The 14,893-nt window shown below is 69.3% G+C and carries 13 protein-coding genes; 6 read left to right on the top strand and 7 right to left on the bottom strand.

Features of this window, described 5'->3' with window-relative positions:
- Window positions 1-5: 5 nt before the first annotated feature.
- A complete protein-coding gene (locus H3H55_RS29420; RefSeq protein ID WP_193101268.1) occupies window positions 6-2,762 on the top strand; it encodes an Hsp70 family protein in 2,757 nt (918 codons plus the stop codon).
- A 135-nt stretch (window positions 2,763-2,897) separates the two neighbouring features.
- Here H3H55_RS29420 and ctlX read toward each other — a convergent pair whose 3' ends face one another.
- Entirely contained in the window at window positions 2,898-3,899 is a 1,002-nt protein-coding gene (ctlX, locus tag H3H55_RS29415) for a citrulline utilization hydrolase CtlX (RefSeq protein WP_193101267.1), read from the bottom strand.
- A 59-nt stretch (window positions 3,900-3,958) separates the two neighbouring features.
- Entirely contained in the window at window positions 3,959-5,038 is a 1,080-nt protein-coding gene (locus H3H55_RS29410; protein ID WP_193101266.1) for an ornithine cyclodeaminase, read from the bottom strand.
- 293 nt (window positions 5,039-5,331) lie between these two features.
- On the opposite strand from H3H55_RS29410, the gene H3H55_RS29405 reads away from it, so the two are divergent.
- Window positions 5,332-5,763 carry an Lrp/AsnC family transcriptional regulator gene (locus H3H55_RS29405; protein WP_048248212.1) on the top strand — a complete coding sequence of 144 codons (432 nt, stop codon included), beginning with the start codon at window positions 5,332-5,334 and terminating at the stop codon, window positions 5,761-5,763.
- 57 nt (window positions 5,764-5,820) lie between these two features.
- On the opposite strand, the gene H3H55_RS29400 is transcribed toward H3H55_RS29405, so the two are convergent.
- A complete protein-coding gene (locus H3H55_RS29400; RefSeq protein ID WP_193101265.1) occupies window positions 5,821-6,744 on the bottom strand; it encodes a LysR family transcriptional regulator in 924 nt (307 codons plus the stop codon).
- A gap of 146 nt (window positions 6,745-6,890) precedes the next feature.
- On the opposite strand from H3H55_RS29400, the gene H3H55_RS29395 reads away from it, so the two are divergent.
- Entirely contained in the window at window positions 6,891-7,742 is an 852-nt protein-coding gene (locus tag H3H55_RS29395) for an SDR family oxidoreductase (RefSeq protein ID WP_193101264.1), read from the top strand.
- A gap of 149 nt (window positions 7,743-7,891) precedes the next feature.
- On the opposite strand, the gene H3H55_RS29390 is transcribed toward H3H55_RS29395, so the two are convergent.
- Genes H3H55_RS29390 through H3H55_RS29375 form a run of 4 tightly spaced genes read right to left on the bottom strand, consistent with a single transcriptional unit; the run spans window position 7,892 to window position 11,501 of the window.
- Window positions 7,892-8,485, bottom strand: a complete 594-nt coding sequence (locus tag H3H55_RS29390; RefSeq protein ID WP_193101263.1) for a peroxidase-related enzyme — start codon at window positions 8,483-8,485, stop codon at window positions 7,892-7,894.
- Window positions 8,482-9,012 carry a CMD domain-containing protein gene (locus tag H3H55_RS29385; RefSeq protein WP_193101262.1) on the bottom strand — a complete coding sequence of 177 codons (531 nt, stop codon included), beginning with the start codon at window positions 9,010-9,012 and terminating at the stop codon, window positions 8,482-8,484. Before H3H55_RS29385 ends, H3H55_RS29390 begins: the two co-directional genes overlap by 4 nt.
- Before the next feature lie 45 nt (window positions 9,013-9,057).
- Window positions 9,058-10,500: an NAD(P)-binding domain-containing protein gene (locus H3H55_RS29380; RefSeq protein WP_193101261.1), complete on the bottom strand. Its 1,443-nt coding sequence runs from the start codon at window positions 10,498-10,500 to the stop codon at window positions 9,058-9,060.
- Window positions 10,497-11,501 carry a LysR family transcriptional regulator gene (locus H3H55_RS29375; protein ID WP_193101260.1) on the bottom strand — a complete coding sequence of 335 codons (1,005 nt, stop codon included), beginning with the start codon at window positions 11,499-11,501 and terminating at the stop codon, window positions 10,497-10,499. Before H3H55_RS29375 ends, H3H55_RS29380 begins: the two co-directional genes overlap by 4 nt.
- Before the next feature lie 60 nt (window positions 11,502-11,561).
- Between H3H55_RS29375 and H3H55_RS29370 the strand changes: the two genes are divergently transcribed.
- From H3H55_RS29370 to H3H55_RS29360, 3 genes are read left to right on the top strand one after another with little or no spacing between them, the layout of a single operon-like run.
- Window positions 11,562-11,843 carry a hypothetical protein gene (locus tag H3H55_RS29370; RefSeq protein ID WP_193101259.1) on the top strand — a complete coding sequence of 94 codons (282 nt, stop codon included), beginning with the start codon at window positions 11,562-11,564 and terminating at the stop codon, window positions 11,841-11,843.
- Between the two features lie 13 nt (window positions 11,844-11,856).
- Window positions 11,857-13,050 carry an ABC transporter substrate-binding protein gene (locus tag H3H55_RS29365; protein ID WP_193101258.1) on the top strand — a complete coding sequence of 398 codons (1,194 nt, stop codon included), beginning with the start codon at window positions 11,857-11,859 and terminating at the stop codon, window positions 13,048-13,050.
- A gap of 22 nt (window positions 13,051-13,072) precedes the next feature.
- Window positions 13,073-14,884: an ABC transporter permease gene (locus H3H55_RS29360; RefSeq protein WP_193102224.1), complete on the top strand. Its 1,812-nt coding sequence runs from the start codon at window positions 13,073-13,075 to the stop codon at window positions 14,882-14,884.
- Window positions 14,885-14,893: the final 9 nt, after the last annotated feature.

The following is a 14,893-nucleotide window of genomic DNA, read 5'->3' as shown; positions in this document are numbered from 1 at the left end:
GCACGATGAAGCGCTATACGGTCGGCATCGACCTCGGCACGAGCAATACGGTCGTCGCGTACGTCGAAGCCGGGTCCGACGCGATCCGCGTATTCGACGTCGAGCAACTGGTCGGCCCCGGCGCGGTGGCCGCGCAGCCGCTGCTGCCGTCGGTGCGCTATCACCCGGCGGCGGGCGAGCTGCCGCCGGACGCGCTGCGGTTGCCGTGGTCGGGTGGCGAGCACGCGAAAGCGAAGGCAAACGCGGTTGAAGCGCCCCCGGCCGTGATCGGCCGTTACGCACGCACGCTCGGCGCGCAGGTGCCGGGCCGCCTCGTGTCGAGCGCGAAGAGCTGGCTGTCGCACGCGTCGGTCGACCGGCTCGCGGCGATCCTGCCGTGGGGCGCGGCCGACGGCGTCGACAAGGTGTCGCCGGTCGACGCGAGCGCGAGTTATCTCGCGCACGTGCGCGATGCGTGGGACGCACGTTTTCCCGACGCGCCGCTCGCGAAGCAGGACGTGATCCTGACGGTGCCCGCGTCGTTCGACGACGGCGCGCGCGCGTTGACGGTCGAAGCCGCGCGGCGCGCGAAGCTGCCCGCGCTGCGGCTGCTGGAAGAGCCGCAGGCCGCGTTCTACGACTGGCTGTACGGGCAGCGCGAGTCGTTGCGCGACACGTTCGCCGACGCGCGGCGCGTGCTGATCTGCGACGTCGGCGGCGGCACGACCGACCTCACGCTCGTTGATGTCGCGCCGGGCGACGAAGGCGAGCCGACCTTCACGCGTGTCGGCGTCGGCAACCACCTGATGCTCGGCGGCGACAACATGGACCTCGCGCTCGCGCGCCTGGTCGAAACGCGGCTGACCGAGCCCGGCACGCGGCTGTCGGCCGCGAGCCTGTCGCAGCTCGTCGAACGCTGCCGTGCGGCGAAGGAGCGGCTGCTCGGCGACGACGCGCCGGCGTCCGTCACCGTCACGCTGCTCGGCGCGGGCAGCAAGCTCGTCGGCGGCGCGCGCTCGGCCGAGCTGACGCGGCAGGAAGTCGAGCAGATCGTCGTCGACGGTTTCTTTCCGCAGGTCGAGGCCGGCGAACTGCCGCGCCGCGCGCGGGCCGCGATCGTCGAATTCGGCTTGCCGTATGCGAGTGACCCGGCCGTCACGCGGCACGTCGCCGCGTTCCTGAATCGTCATGCGGAAGGCCCGCTGCCCGACACGCTGCTGCTCAACGGCGGCGTGTTCCGCGCGGGCGCGCTCGCCGGCCGTCTCGCGCAGACGCTCGGCGCGTGGCGCGGCGCGCCGCTCGACGTGCTGCACAACGCGCATCCGGACGTGGCGGTCGCGCGCGGCGCGGTGGCCTACGGGCTCGCGCGCGCCGGGCATGCGCCGCGCATCGGCGGCGGTTCCGCGCGCAGTTATTTCCTCGTGCTCGACGACGGCGCCACCGATTCGGCCGCGCGCGGCGTCTGCCTGCTGCCGCGCGGCGCGGAAGAGGGCCGCGAGATCCGGCTCGAGGATCGTACCTTCGCGCTGCAACTCGGGCAGCCGGTGCGCTTCCACCTCGTGTCGACGGTGGCCGAGACCGCGTACCGGCCCGGCGATCTCGTCGAACTCGACGGTGGCGATTTCGTGCGCTTGCCGCCGATCGCGACGGTCGTCGACCGGCAGGCGGGCAGCGATGCGCGCGAAACGCCGGTGAAGCTCACCGCGTCGCTGACCGAGGTCGGCACGCTCGAAATGCATTGCATCGCGACCGACGACGCGGCGCGCCGCTGGCGGCTCGAATTCCAGTTGCGCGGCGACGCGCCGGCGCATGACGGCGACGCTGCGCTCGCGCGGCATCCGCGGCTCGATCAAGCCATCGAGCTGATCGAGCGCTCGTTCGGCAGCAAGGCCGCGGACGTCACGCCGAAGGACACGCGCCGGTTGCGCGCGCAGCTCGAACACGTGCTCGGCGCACGCGAAGAGTGGGACGTCGCGCTCGCACGCGAACTGTTCGATGCGTTGCTCGCGCGTGCGCGGCGACGCCGGCGCTCGGCCGATCACGAGCGTGCATGGCTGAATCTCACCGGCTATTGCCTGCGCCCGGGCTTCGGCCATCCGCTCGACGCATGGCGCATCGAGCAGCTGTGGCCGCTGTTCGACGACGGGATTCAATACGTGAACGACGCGCAGGTGTGGTCCGAGTGGTGGACGCTGTGGCGGCGCGTGGCCGGCGGCCTCGACGACGACGCGCAGACGCAGGTGCGCGATGCGATCGCGTTTCTCGAACCGTCCGACGACAAGCGGCGCAAGCTGCCGTTCGATCCGGGCAAGGTCGGCCCGGCCGACATGACGCGCTTGTCCGCATCGCTCGAACGGCTGCCCGTCGAGCGCAAGGTCGAGCTGGCCGAGCGCCTGATCGTGCAATTGCAGAAGCCGGCCGAGCGTGCGCTGTGCGCATGGGCGCTCGGGCGTATCGGTGCGCGCCGGCCGTTCTACGGCAGCGCGCACAGTGTCGTGCCTGCGGAAGTCGCCAATGGCTGGCTCGACGCGCTGTTCGCGCTCGACTGGAAGCAGGTCGAGCCGGCCGCGTTCGCGGCCGCGCAGATCGCGCGGATGACCGGCGACCGTTCGCGCGACCTGCCGGACGAGATGCGTGACGCGGTGATCAAGCGTCTGTCGGCTGCGAATGCGTCGGCGGCATGGATCGACATGGTGCGCGAAGCGATCGCGTTCGACGAAGCCGACACGGTGCGTGTGTTCGGCGAAACGCTGCCGGCGGGGTTGAAGCTGCTGGCTGGGTGAGCGACGCGGCGGGCGCCGGTATCGTTCGGATACCGGAGCATTCTTGGATGCGTCGCCGCATCGATGTCCTTCGAATACGAAAACGGCTGCCGTTGCATCGCATCGGCAGCCGTTTTTGTTTAGCCAGCCTGTCGGTCAGACCTGCGGCGTCGTCTCGCGTGGCGATGCGGCCGATTCCACGGCGATCACGTCCGGCGCGCTTGCCCGCCGCGCGAGATGAATCCCCGCGAGCATGCAGCGCACCGATCCGCCGGCCAGTTCGATCGTCGGCACGTCGAGCGGCAGCAGCCGCGCGGAGCGTTCGATCGTCGCGCGCTGGTCGGCTGTGAGGCAATCGAACGCACGCCGCGACAGCGCGAGCACGCGCCCACCTTTGCCCGACAATTCCAGCGTATTGCCCGCGAAGTTCGCGATCTGCGATTGATCGAGCGCGATCACCGTGCGACCCGTTTCGGTCAGGCGGCGCGCGATCTCGTCGCGGCGCCGGCTATCGGCGATCAGGTCGAGGCCGACCATCGCGAACTCGGTCGCGACGCTCATCATCACGTTCGTGTGATAGATCGGACGCCCGGCGGCATCAGCCGTATCGAAGCAGATCGGCTCGAAATTGAAGTGCGTGCAGAAGCGTTCGAGCGCGACCGGATCGGCGCGGCGCGAACGCGCGGTGTACGCGATGCGCGCGACGTGATCGAGCACCATCGCGCCCGTGCCTTCCAGGAAGACATCGTCGTATTCGAGGCCCGAATAGTCGATCACGTCCTGCACGCGATATTCGGCCTTCAGCATCTCGACGACGTCCGCGCGCCGCTCGCGGCGGCGGTTCGGGCTGTGCATCGGATACAGCGCGATGTGGCCGCCCGGATGCGTCGAGAACCAGTTGTTCGGGAACACCGAGTCGGGCGTGTCGCGCTCGCCGTGGTCGTCGAACACGTGCACGCGCACGCCCGCATCGGCGAGCGTCCGCGCGGCGGCCGTGACTTCGTCGCGTGCGGCGGCGGAGACCGATGACGTGTCGGCTGCGCCGCCCGCGGCCGTGCGCTGGAACGCGTTGTCGGCCGCGGTCTGCGGGTTCGGCAGGAAGCGGTGTGGCCGGATCATCACGACGGCGGCCGGCGCCTGGATCGATACGAGATTCATGGAAGACAGGAGCGAGAGGCAGGGAGCCGGGCGGCGCACGGGCCGCCCGGGGAAAACGGTCAGCGCGCGAACGCGGCGACGGCTTCGGTCACGAACGTCGCGTGACCCTGCGCGATCGCGGCCGGGTCGTCGATCAGCGCGAACAGGTTCTTCGGGTCGACGGCCGGCGGAATCAGCGCGATCTCGACGCCTGCGTTGTGCTGCTGAGCGAGCGCATACAGGTAGCGCAGCGCCGAGTAATCCTCGAGCGCGAAGCCGACCGAGTCGAACACCGTGACCTCGTCCGCGCGTTCGCGGCCGGTCGTTTCGCCCTGCAGCACGCGCCACAGTTCGGTGACGGGGAAGTCGGCCGGCATCTGCTGGATCTCGCCCTCGATGCGCGACTGCGGTTCGAATTCGACGAACACGCGGCCCGCGTGCAGCACACTCGCTTCGAGTTCGGTCTTGCCGGGGCAATCGCCGCCGACCGCGTTCAGATGCATGCCGGGCTCGATCATGTCGGCCGTGACGATCGTCGCGTAGGCCTTGTCGGCGGTGACGGTCGTCACGATGTCGGCGCCGCGCACGGCGTCGGCGGTCGACGCGGCACGCACGACGCGCAATTCAGGGTACGCGGCGAGGTTCTGCACGAGCTTGTCGGTCGCGAGCGGATCGACGTCGAACACGCGGATTTCGTCGATGCCGAGCAGCGTGTGGAACGCGATTGCCTGGAATTCGCTCTGCGCGCCGTTGCCGATTAGCGCCATCGTGCGCGAGTCGGGCCGTGCCAGCGCCTGCGCGGCGAGCACCGACGTGGCGGCCGTGCGCAGCGCGGTCGTCAGCGTGAGCTCCGCGAGCAGCAGCGGGTAGCCGGTATCGACTTCGGCGAGCGCGCCGAACGCCATCACGGTGTGCATCCCGCGTGCCGCGTTGACGGGGTGGCCGTTCACATACTTGAACGCGAACAGCGACGCGTTCGCGACGGGCATCAGTTCGATCACGCCGTCGCGCGAGTGGCAGGCGACACGCGGCGACTTGTCGAAATCGGCCCAGTGCAGGTAATCGGCGCGCAGCGTGTCGACGAGTTCGCGCAGGAACGTCGTGACGCCGGTCTTGGCGATCAGTCGGGCGGTGGCGGGAACGTCGAGGAAGCGAGTCATCGGTCTGTCTCCATTATCTGTGCCGGTACGGGTGTCCTGGCATTCCGGTCGACCGGGCGATGCTTCGGCGCGGGCGCGGGCTTGCTGAAAGCGGCGGCGCGGCCTATTCGGCCGGTCGATGGAGTCATTATTTCCGTGAGTCGAGCCAACAAAAAGACAGCAAAAGTGGCAGATTTCTCGCTAGACTTGGCAGAATGCTGGCCGATTCTGGCATTTTGTCAGATTCACGCTGGCCGGAATGCGTAGTCTCCGGCACGCTGGTGGCCGGCTCACGCTCAACAGGAAGCCCGTTCATGATCACGCTCGACGACGTCGACCGGCAGCTCATCGCACTGCTGCGCGACAACGCGCGACTGCCCGTCGTCGCGCTGGCGAAGGAATTGCGCGTCGCGCGCGCGACCGTGCAGAACCGGCTGACGCGGCTGGAGAAAAACGGCGTGATCGTCGGTTATACGGTGCGGCTCAAGCCGGCGGCCGAACGGCACCGGATCCGCGCGCTGATGTCGATCGCGGTGCAGGGCAATCGCGGCGCCGAGATGGTGAAGGTGCTGCGCGGGCATCCGAACGTCGCGTCGATCCACAGCACCAACGGGCGCTGGGATCTCGTCGCCGAATTGCACGCCGATTCGCTCGAGCATTTCGATCGCGTGCTCGGCGCGATCCGGCTGATCGACGGCATTGCGAGTACCGAGACGAGCATTCTGCTGTCGACGCACAAGGCGTAACGCGCGGCGGCCCGCGTCGGGAAGCCAGGCAGGAAGCCACCCGCCTGTCGATCCCCGTCAGCCGAACGTGTCGACGCGCGCCCGCCAGTCGCTTCGCGAAAACGACTCCGTCAGGAACTCGACGAACGCACGCACCTTCGGCGGCGTGAGGCGCGCGTGCGCGTAGTACACGTAGATCGTGCCGGCCCTCGCCGGATAGCGCGTGAGCACGCGCACGAGCCGGCCTTCGTCCAGATGCGGCAGCACATGATGTGCGCCGAGCCGCGCGAGCCCCATGCCTGCCACGGCGGCATCGCAGATGGCGTCCAGATCGGTCAGCACGATGCGCCCGTCGATCGGGACCGTCACCGTTTCGCCATTCATCGTGAATGCCCAGTCGCGCACGCGGCCCGTCGTTGCGGAGCGCAAGCGGATGCAGTCGTGGCGCGACAGCTCGGCGAGCGTCGCCGGTTCGCCGTGCTTCGCCAGATACGCGGGGGAGGCGACCGTCAGCAACCTGATCGGCACCAGCTCGCGCGCGACGACGTTCGCGTTGTCCTCGACGCCCGAGCCGATCGCGGCGTCGAAGCCTTCCTTCACCAGATCGACGTGGCGGTTCTCGAGGCTCCAGTCGAGCCGGAGGTCCGGATAACGTTCGAGAAACGCCGGCATCAGCGGCAACACGTACTGGCGCCCGAACCCCGGCGCGATGCTGATGCGCAGCGTGCCGGCGGGACGCGCGTCGCGCTCGGTGAGCGTCGCCATCGCCTGACTCAGCGCGCTGGCCGCCGCCGACGTTTCCGCGTACAGCCGTTCGCCGGCTTCCGTCAGCGTGAGGCTGCGCGTCGTGCGGCGGAACAGCCGCGTGCCGAGGCTGCGCTCCAGTTTCGCGACGTGCTTGCTGACGGCCGCGGGCGTAACGCCCAGCCGGCTGGCCGCCGCTGAGAAGCTACCGGCTTCCACGGTCCGGAGAAAGCTTTCCAGCACGCGCAGATCGTTCATGGCGATTCGATCGAAAGCGTTGAAATTAATTCGACACATTATGGACTATTCGGCATGAATGGGCGCGACTAGGATGAAGCCGGTCGTGTCGTGTGCCGCGGTCCGGCACTACGGCGCGCATTCCATTTGCGATCAGGAGGCACATCATGTCCCACACCATTCTCGTGACCGGCGCGACCGGGACGATCGGGCGCGAACTCGTCGCGCAACTGAAGGCGGCCGGCGCGCACGTGATCGCCAGCTCGAACAGCGGCAGGGCGGTCGAAGGTGTCGAAACGCGTCGCGCGGATCTTGCCGACGTCGCGAGCCTGACGCGTGCGTTCCAGGGCGTCGACACGCTGTTCCTGTTGCTGCCGTTGCAGGCCGACATGGTGACGCTGGCCGGCAATGCGGTCGCGGCGGCCAGGGCGGCCGGCGTCTCGCACATCGTCCGCTCGTCGGGCGCGGGCGCCGATGCCGCGTCGTCGATCGCGATCGGTCGCGTGCAAGGCGAGATCGACCGGCTCGTGATGGAGTCGGGCATCGCGTACACGATCACGCGACCCAACTGCTTCATGCAGAACTTCGTGACGTACTACGCGGGCATGATCCGCGGGGGCACGCTGTATCTGCCGCTGGGCAACGGGAGAGTGTCGTTCGTCGACGTGCGCGACATCGCCGCCGTCGATGCGACGATTCTGCGGCACCCGGCCGACCATGCGGGCCGGATCTACGAGCTGACGGGTGGCGAAGCACTGTCGAGCGCCGATGTGGCCGCACGGATCGGCACGGCGCTCGGGCGCAAGGTCGAATACGTACCGGTGACGGACGATGCGGCGATCGAATCCATGCGCGCAGCGGGTGCCGACGCATGGTCGATCGACGTGCTGATGAGCCTGAACCGGATGATCGCGGCCGGCCAGGCGGCGGCCGTCAGCGCCGACGTGCAGGCGCTGCTCGGCCGGGCGCCGATCGCGTTCGAGCGGTTCGTTGCGGATTACGTCGGAAGCTGGCGCTGAGTGGAGCAGACGCCGCTTTTTGCTGCGACTTCCGCGGCGGTACGCGCGATGCACGTTGGGGTCGCGCGTTTTGCATCGTCGACGCATCGCATGATCGATGTGCCGGGCGACACCCGGGCAGCGTATGCCGCCCGGTGTGCGTCGCCGTGTCAGGCGTCGATTGCCGGCTCAGGAAAAACCGGCTCGCCCAGCGTCAGCATCAACCGGTTCGCCCACGCGAAGATCGCGACCGCGTGCGACAGATCGAGGATTTCCTCGTGCGTCAGCCCTTCGGCTTCAAGCGCGGCGATGTCGTCCGCGTCGACCGTGTCGGGCCGCTCGGTCAGTGCAATCGCGTAGCGTACGATCGCGCGTTCGCGTGCCGTCGTGCCGGCCGTTGCCGGATCGTCGAACACCTGCTCGATCGCATCGGTGCGTTTCGCGAGCTGCGCGAAGCGCTGCGCGTGCACCGACGCGCAATACACGCAACCGTTCACGCGCGATACAGCCGTGCTGGCTAGTTCGCGCTCCGCACGCGACAGCCCGCCGGGGCCATACATGATCGCGTTGAACACGCCCGAGCGCTGCCGCAGGATCTCGGGCAGGTGGACGAGCAGCAGGTAATAGTCGGAGGTCTTCGCGTGCGGGTGGCTCGCCTCGAGAACGGTCAGCTGATCGGGCGTCGCGGCATCGAGCGAAACGGTGTCGAGCCACGCGCGCCAGCCGAGCGTGTCGGATGTGAAGCCATGCGTGGACGTCGTCATGCGGCCTCCTTGGCGGCGCGCGCCTGAAGCGCTCGCGCAGCTGCCGCGACGCGCAACTGGTACGCGACGAACGCAACGAGCTGCGACAGCGCGACGATCGCGGGCGTCGTGAGTCCGGCCGATTTCAGCGCGTCGAGATCGGCGGGGCGCGCATCGACGGGGGCCAGTGCCAACAGCCGTGCATGCACGAGGATCGCGCCGAGGCGTGGGGGAAGCGTGTCGAATGCGTCGGTGTTCGCGCGTGCGATGTCCTCGGTGGTGCCGCCCGCATCGAGCAGCCGCGTGCGGTATGTCGAGGCCAATGCATCGGCGTTCGACTTCAACGCGACATACCGCGCCGCATGCAGTCTTTCGATCAGCGAAAGATCAGGCAACGCGGGATCGAACAGCGCGGCCTCGCTCAGCCGCGTATGGACCAGTACCTTGTCGCGTGCGCGGCGCAGTGCGGCCACCGCATCGCCGTCGCGCAGGCCGGCCACCGCGTCGATCGTATCCGGCACACCAGCCGGAATGATGGATTCAGTCATCGTTTCGATTTCCCTTCGTCGTTGATGTGATCGATGGACGCGCGCTCACGCATCCGCGTCGCGCCATTCGTCGCCTTGCAGCTCGGCGTTCGCGTATGCAACGAGCGCGTCGTAATGGCGGTCGCGATCGGCGTCGAACAGCCGGCTCGCGATGCCGCGCGCGAGCCGCCTCGCGCCCGCGCTGATGGCCGGAATATCGCCGGACAGCTTGCCGTGGCTCAGGCTCGCCGCATGGTTGAAGCAATGGATCCGCGTGACGGCTTCGCACGCACCGGGCTCGCGTTCCTGGAACGCGAACGCGGGGCCAAGATCGGGCGACTCGGCGAGTTCGTCGAGCCACGTGCCCGGTTCCGGGCGATAGCGATCCTTCCAGCGCCGCACGTGTGCGCCGAACGACGCGAATTCCGCGCGTGTCGTCCAGTCCGAATGAAAGCCCGTCGCGAAGATCAGGAAGTCGACGGGGTAGCGCCCGCGCGGCGTCGTCACGTCGAGGCCGTCCGGATGATCGGAGAGCGTCTCGATCGGGCTGCCCGCGTGAAAGTGCGCGTGCGCGTGGCGCGATACGCGCAGCACGCTGTCGCGCGGCGGCGGCGTTTGCGACGTCAACGCGTAGTGCATGAAGCGCCACTTCGTCGCGTCGTCGAGATCGGCATAACCGTGCACGAGGCCCGGACTGCCGATGCCCGTCAGCTTGTTGATGCGCGGAATGTCCGCACGGCGGAAGAACAGGTCGACGCGCGCCGCACCGGCTTCGAGCGCGGTGCCCGCGTTGTCGAACGCGGAGGCGCCCGCACCGACCACGCCGACCCGCTTGCCCGCGAGCGCCACGAAGTCGATCGGCTCGGACGAGTGCGCCCAGCGCGTGCGCGGCGCACGTTGCGCGACGGGCGGCACGTACGGGCCGCCGAGCCCGTCGCGGCCGGTCGCGAGCACGACATGCCGGGCGAGCAGGGTCTGCGCTTCGCCATTGCCGCGCACGTCGAGCGCGAGCAGCCCGTCGTCGCGCGGACGCAGCGCAACGAGCGTGGTGTCGTTGCGCACCTGCAGGTCGAGCACGCGCCGATACCAGCGCAGGTAATCCATCCATTGCGTGCGCGGGATCTTGTAGAGCGCGTCCCATGCGTCGCGGCCGTATTGCGCTTCGAACCACGCGCGGAACGTCAGCGCGGGCAGGCCGAGCGCGGGGCCCGCGAGCTGCTTCGGCGAGCGCAGCGTGTCCATCCGCGCGAACGTGACCCACGGCCCTTCGTAGCCGGCCGGCGCACGGTCGATCACGCACTGGTTGTCGATGCCGAGCAGGCGCAGTTCGGCGGATGCCGCGAGCCCCGCCATGCCGCCGCCGACGATCGCGACGTCGAGCACGCGCGTACCGTCGGCCTCGCGCGGCGGCACCCACGACGGCGCGGGCAGGTCGAGCCAGCGCAGGTCTTGCGCGAGCCGCGCTTCGAGGGCGTCGAGTGCGTTGAGTGTACTGAGCGGTGTCGTCATGCGGCCTCCGGGCGCGTGCGGCGCGCGCGCGTCGTGCGAGCCGAACGATCGCTGCGCAGCCGGTCGCCGCGCAGCAGCGCGTCGTGCGCGGCGGCTTCGTGAAAGACCACGTCGTCGAGCAGCGCGCGCGTCGTGCGGTGCAGCGCGTCGAGCAGCGCATCGACGGCGGCGGTGCGCGCCTTGCCGGCCGGCGTCGCGACGCCGAACGCGAACGGGATGTCGACGTCGAGCGGACGCGCGACGACGCCGTCCACCGGCAGCGCGACGCCCATGGCCGGATCGACGATGCCGATCCCGATGCCCGCGCGTGCGGCCATCACCGCATTCAGCGATGCATTGGTTTCGATGAACACGCGCGCATCGACACGCGCGGCCGCGAACGCCGCGTCGATCCGCTGGCGCAGCCGGTGCCGGTTCGCGACCGTGACGATGCGGCGGCGCGCGAGATCGCGCAGCGCGATGCGCGGCTTCGCCGCGAGCGGGTCGCCGGCGGGCAGCACGGCGACGCACGGTGTTTGCGCGATCCAGTGCACGTCGAGCCCCGCGTGCGCCATCGGCAGCGTGACGACGCCGACGTCGGCCGTGCCGGCCAGCACCTCGTGCACGACATGCTCGGCCGATTCGCTGCGCAACTGATAGTGCGGCGCATGCGCGTCGTCGGGCAGCGCGGCGAGCGCGGCCGGCACGAGCGTGGCGGCGAGCGAAGGCGTCGCCGCGATGCGCACGGGTTCGGCTGCTTCGTTGCCGAGCGCGCGCGCCCGCGCCTCGATCGCGCGCAGGCCGACCAGCGAGCGCTCGACTTCCTCGTACAGCAGGAACGCGCGCCGCGTCGGCGTGACGCGCGGGCCGTGCCGGTCGAACAGCGCGTAACCGAGATCGGCTTCGAGCTCCTGGATCTGACGTGTGACGGCCGGCTGCGAGCGGCCGAGCAGTTCGCCCGCGCCGGTCACGCTGCCGGCCGACATGACCGCGGAAAAGGCTTCGAGTTGATGCAGCTCCATGACGCGTTCCGATGATGCGATTTGCGCATTGTAGGAGTGCGAGCATGCGCGATTCATATAATGATTTTTGCTATCGACAGCGCGAAAACTGCGAAGCGTGCGGGTGACGCGGCGGCCTGCTGTGCACGCATGCGCATCGGATGCGATTGGCATCGAGCGGGAAACGCCAATCGAATCAAAGCGATGCGATGCACGCTCGCATACCGCGCGATACACGACATGCGGATGACCGTTCGCGAGCGTGATCCGCTTCGCGCCGCGCCCGATATCGATATGCGCAAAACTTCGTTGGATCGCCCTGAACCGGATGGTTACATGCCCTCACTCTTTTCGACTGACTGAAGGTGGGGGCGGCATGAACGTTTCGGGGAACGACGCACGCGGCGCATGGCGGCGCGTGCTGGGCACGGTGGCGGCGCTTGCCGCCGCATGGGGCTTGTCGACGGGCGGCGCGCTCGCGGCGGGCGTGTCCGGCGAGCCGGTGGTGGTCGGCGTGAGCGGGCCGCTCACGGGCCAGGACGCGCAGTACGGCGAGCAATGGAAGCGCGGCTTCGATCTCGCGCTCGACGAGATCAACGGCAGCGGCGGCATACACGGCCGGCCGCTCGCGATCGACTTCCAGGACAGCCGCAGCGACCCGCGTCAGGCGGTGGCGATCGCGCAGAAGTTCGTCGCCGATCCGCGCATCGCGATCGAGCTCGGCGATTTCTCCAGCGCGACGTCGATGGCCGCTTCGCCGATCTATCAGCGCGGGCAACTGGTCCAGTTCGGCTTCACGAACTCGCATCCGGATTTCACGAAGGGCGGCGATTACCTGTGGAGTACCGCGCTGAGCCAGGCCGAGGAGCAGCCGCTGCTCGCGCGCTACGCGGTGAAGGAACTCGGCTTCAAGCGGATCGCGGTGCTGTACCTGAACACCGACTGGGGCCGCACCAGCAAGGACATCTTCGCGAAGGCGGTGGCCGGGCTCGGCGCGCAGGTCGTCGCGGCCGAGGGTTACCAGCCGACGGAGAAGGATTTCCGCTCGACGCTCGTGCGGATCGGCGCGTCGAAGCCCGATTCGATCGTGCTGATCTCGTACTACGCGGACGGCGCGCAGATCGTGCGGCAGGCACGCACGTCGGGCGTCACGCTGCCGATCGCGGCGGTCGGCTCCGTGTATTCGCCGAAGTTCCTCGAACTGGGCGGCGCGGCCGTCGACGGCGTCTATACGGAATCGAACTTCTTCCCGGCCGAGCCGCGCCCCGAGGTGCAGGCGTTCGTGCAGCGCTATCGCGCGAAATTCCACGCCGATCCCGATTCGTTCGTTGCGCGTGCATACGATGCGCTGATCCTGTCGGCCGAGGTGCTGCGCCGCTACGGCACGACGCGCCAGGCCGCGCATGACGGATTCGCGAAGGTCAGCGACGTGCCGAGCGTGATCTTCGGCAAGGTGCGCTTCGATCCGCAGACGCGCCGCGTCGCGGGCGCGCGCACCGTGTATCTCGTCGTGAAGCAGGGGCAGTGGGCGCTGTGGGACGGCGCGAAGCCGCAGCTCGCGGCGCGCTGATTCGGCACCCGGACGCATCATGATGGCTTCCTGGCTCGACTACACGCTCAACGGCCTCATCGTCGGCAACATCTACGCGCTGCTCGCGGTCGGGCTCGCGCTGATCTTCGGCGTGTCGCACCTGATCAACTTCGCGCACGGCTCGGTCTACATGGTCGGCGCGTTCATCGGCTGGCTGTGCCTGACGCGCTTCGGGCTGCCGCTGCCGGTCGCGCTCGCGGCGGTCGTCGTCGGTTGCGGCGCGCTCGGCGTCGCGATCGAGCGGATCGGGTTGCGACCGCTGCGCCACGCGGCGCGCATCGCGCCGCTGCTCGCGACGATCGGCATCAGCTTCATCCTCGACCAGCTCGCGCAGCTCGCGTTCGGCGCGGACCCGCGCGCGGTGCCGACGCCGCTACCCGACTGGCACGTGCGGATCGCCGGCGCGACGCTCGGTTCGCTCGACCTGCTGATCGCGGGCATCGGTATCACGGCGGCCGCGCTGCTGTACGGCTTCCTGCGCTTCACGCGGCTCGGCTGGGCCGTGCGCGCGACCGCGCAGGATCGCGACGCGGCGCTGCAGATGGGCGTCGACGTGGATCGCGTGAACCAGACCGTGTTCGCGATCGCATGCGCGCTCGGCGGCGTGAGCGGGCTGCTGGTCGGCATGTACTACAACAGCATCGATCCGGCGATGGGCTTCCAGGCAACGCTGAAGGGTGTGGTCGCACTGCTGATCGGCGGGCTCGGCAACGTGCCGGGCGCGATCGCCGGCAGCCTGCTGCTCGGTCTCGTCGAAAGCTACGGCGTCGCGCTGTTCGGCACGAGCTATCGCGACTTGTTCGCGTTCGGGCTGCTGATCGTGTTTCTCGTCTGGCGGCCGAACGGCTTGTTCAGCGCGAAGCGCGCGCTGCCCGCCGAGCCGATGACGGGCACCTTCCTCGCGGCCGCGAAGGCCGTGCGCGTGCCGCGTCCGGTGCTCGCGGCGCTGGTCGCGCTGGCGGCCGTGCTGCCGTGGCTCGGTGCGTCGCCGTACGTGCTGCAGACGCTGACCAACGCCTGGTTGTACGGCCTGCTCGCACTGAGCCTCACGCTCGTCGCGGGCACGGTCGGTCAGATCTCGCTCGGCCATGCGGCGCTGCTCGTGATCGGCGCGTATGCGTCGGCGCTGCTGTCGTCGGATCTCGGCTGGTCGCCGGCCGTGACGATTCCGTGCGCGGGCGCGATCACGGCCGTGCTCGGCACGCTGCTCGTCTATCCGGCGTTCCGGCTGCGCGGGCACTACGTGTCGATCGCGACGCTCGGCATCGGCGAAGTGGTGAGCCTCGTGATCCTGAACTGGGACGGCCTCACGCGCGGCCCGCTCGGCATCACCGGCATCGCGCCGCTGTCGTGGGCGACGACCGCGCGCGCCGCGTACTGGTTCACGTTCGCGGTGCTCGTCGGGTTCGCGCTCGTGCAGGTGCGGCTGCTGCGCTCGCATCTCGGCCGCACGCTGCGCGCGGTGCGCGAGGACGACGTCGCCGCGCGCGCGCACGGCATCGCGCCGAACCGCTACAAGGCGATCGCGTTCGCGGTCGGCGGGGTTGCGGCCGGCGTGAGCGGCGGTATCGCCGCGCATCTGTACAGCTATATCAATCACCAGACCTTCGATTCGCAGGTGTCGATCCTCGCGTTGACGATGGTGATCCTCGGCGGGCTCGGCAACGTGCTCGGCGGCATCGCCGGTGCGATCGCGCTGATCGGGTTGCCCGAGCTGTTCCGCTGGGCCGCCGACTACCGGATGCTGATCTACGGCGTCGTGCTGCTGCTGCTCGTCCGGTTCCGGCCGCAGGGCCTGCTCGGCACGGTGTGAGGAGGAATG

The organism is Burkholderia sp. Z1 (assembly GCF_014893795.1).
GTDB classification, from domain to species: Bacteria; Pseudomonadota; Gammaproteobacteria; order Burkholderiales; family Burkholderiaceae; genus Burkholderia; species Burkholderia theae.
Note: the sequence above shows the minus strand (reverse complement) of the source record. Positions and strands in the feature narration are given on the sequence as shown.

Bases quoted from the DNA above. Each gene is read 5' to 3' on its own strand.
- H3H55_RS29420 (WP_193101268.1), top strand. From the start codon at position 6: ATGAAGCGCTATACGGTCGGCATCGACCTCGGCACGAGCAATACGGTC.
- ctlX (WP_193101267.1), bottom strand. From the start codon at position 3,899: ATGAATCTCGTATCGATCCAGGCGCCGGCCGCCGTCGTGATGATCCGG.
- H3H55_RS29410 (WP_193101266.1), bottom strand. From the start codon at position 5,038: ATGACTCGCTTCCTCGACGTTCCCGCCACCGCCCGACTGATCGCCAAG.
- H3H55_RS29405 (WP_048248212.1), top strand. From the start codon at position 5,332: ATGATCACGCTCGACGACGTCGACCGGCAGCTCATCGCACTGCTGCGC.
- H3H55_RS29400 (WP_193101265.1), bottom strand. From the start codon at position 6,744: ATGAACGATCTGCGCGTGCTGGAAAGCTTTCTCCGGACCGTGGAAGCC.
- H3H55_RS29395 (WP_193101264.1), top strand. From the start codon at position 6,891: ATGTCCCACACCATTCTCGTGACCGGCGCGACCGGGACGATCGGGCGC.
- H3H55_RS29390 (WP_193101263.1), bottom strand. From the start codon at position 8,485: ATGACGACGTCCACGCATGGCTTCACATCCGACACGCTCGGCTGGCGC.
- H3H55_RS29385 (WP_193101262.1), bottom strand. From the start codon at position 9,012: ATGACTGAATCCATCATTCCGGCTGGTGTGCCGGATACGATCGACGCG.
- H3H55_RS29380 (WP_193101261.1), bottom strand. From the start codon at position 10,500: ATGACGACACCGCTCAGTACACTCAACGCACTCGACGCCCTCGAAGCG.
- H3H55_RS29375 (WP_193101260.1), bottom strand. From the start codon at position 11,501: ATGGAGCTGCATCAACTCGAAGCCTTTTCCGCGGTCATGTCGGCCGGC.
- H3H55_RS29370 (WP_193101259.1), top strand. From the start codon at position 11,562: ATGATTTTTGCTATCGACAGCGCGAAAACTGCGAAGCGTGCGGGTGAC.
- H3H55_RS29365 (WP_193101258.1), top strand. From the start codon at position 11,857: ATGAACGTTTCGGGGAACGACGCACGCGGCGCATGGCGGCGCGTGCTG.
- H3H55_RS29360 (WP_193102224.1), top strand. From the start codon at position 13,073: ATGGCTTCCTGGCTCGACTACACGCTCAACGGCCTCATCGTCGGCAAC.